This window comes from Vibrio sp. AND4 (assembly GCF_000171815.1).
Classification (GTDB): Bacteria; Pseudomonadota; Gammaproteobacteria; order Enterobacterales; family Vibrionaceae; genus Vibrio.
This window is the reverse complement of record NZ_ABGR01000106.1, coordinates 1-1461: the sequence shown is the minus strand read 5'-3', so window position 1 is coordinate 1461 and position 1461 is coordinate 1. Positions and strand designations below refer to the sequence as shown.

The following is a 1461-nucleotide window of genomic DNA, read 5'->3' as shown; positions in this document are numbered from 1 at the left end:
CGCCAACTGTTCCACTATTGAGGCAATGTTGCATGCTTCTGTGTAACCAGAGCGCTTACGAGGCTTAAAACTATGGTCACCATCCGGTAAAAAGCTGACGGTCACCTGCTCTGACAACGCAAAGCCATCGAACTCTTCGCGCTTACCGAATGTATCGCGTTCGCCTTGCAGGATTAAGGTTGGCTTGTCGATACGTGCCAAATGATCACCTCTGTACCTTTCTGGTTTACCTGGAGGGTGAAAAGGGAAACCCAAACAGGCAACACCCGCCACCAGCGCATTGTCGGTGAGCAAACTCGACATACGTCCGCCCATCGACTTACCGCCAATCACGATAGGTTGAGAAGTAAAGTGAGCGATCACTTCTTCATAAGCTTCAAGAAGTTTTGGAGCACGATCGGGCGGGCGCTTCTTGCCGTCTTCAGCACGTTTAACCATGTAAGGAAAATTAAAACGCACCACGCGTATACCGCTCTCAACCAATCCTTTAGCGACAGCAGCCATAAATTCATGTTCCATGTCCGCGCCTGCGCCATGAGCAAAAATAAACAGCGGTCCACTCTCTGGCCCCTCAACTATCCAATGGCTCATCCAATACTTCCTCTTGTTCTTTTCTCGCCGTGGCAAGCATCCAGTCTCTAAACGTCGCGATACGTCCCATATCGGCTTGCTGCTCGTGACATACAACGTAAAAAGCATTCTTCGAAACCAATACCTCATCAAATGGGGCAATTAAGCGCCCCGCTTCCATTTCTGGCTGGGCTAATACGTTATTTCCTAGCGCAACCCCCTGCCCGTGCGCAGCCGCTTGCAGCACCATGGTTGAGTGACTAAAAATTGGTCCGTGATTCACATTGATACCTTCAATATTCTGTTGGCGAGCAAACTGCTTCCAATCTTTACGAGAAGTATCATGTAGCAAGGTATGTAACTTTAGGTCACTTAGAGATTCTAATGGCTTGTTACCCAAAAGTAACGAGGGTGAACAAAGTGGGATCAAAAACTCTTGGTAGAGTTTATCAGCACGTAAACCGGGCCAATTCCCTCGACCATAATAGATAGCAACATCAACATCATCAGTCAGTGAACCTTCATCCATATCAACCGCTTTAATACGTACGTCTATATCCGGTTCTTGGGCATTAAAATCCGCCAAACGAGGCACTAACCACTGGATAGCGAAACTCGGTGGTAGACTGATGGTCAGCGCCCCTTTTTCACTACGTTCCAATACTTTATCGGTCGCTTCAGCAATCGAAGTGAAGATATCTTTGATGTCTAAAAAGTAACTTTGCCCCTCCTCTGTAAGCAACAAAGAACGGTTGCGACGACGGAAAAGTTTCAACGATAGATACTCTTCAAGAGCCTTGATCTGATGGCTGACAGCTGCTTGGGTAACAAACAGCTCTTCAGCGGCGCGGGTAAAACTAAGATGGCGAGCCGCCGCTTCAAAAACGCGAA

The 1461-nt window shown here is 47.8% G+C and carries 2 protein-coding genes; both read right to left on the bottom strand.

Annotated elements, in window-relative coordinates:
- The coding region (locus AND4_RS18940; protein WP_009844603.1) for an alpha/beta fold hydrolase at positions 1-591 on the bottom strand (591 nt) is incomplete at its 3' end.
- Positions 572-1461 (bottom strand): transcriptional regulator GcvA (locus AND4_RS18935; RefSeq protein WP_009844602.1); only part of this gene is annotated, 890 nt, incomplete at its 5' end. The genes AND4_RS18935 and AND4_RS18940, both read right to left, overlap by 20 nt.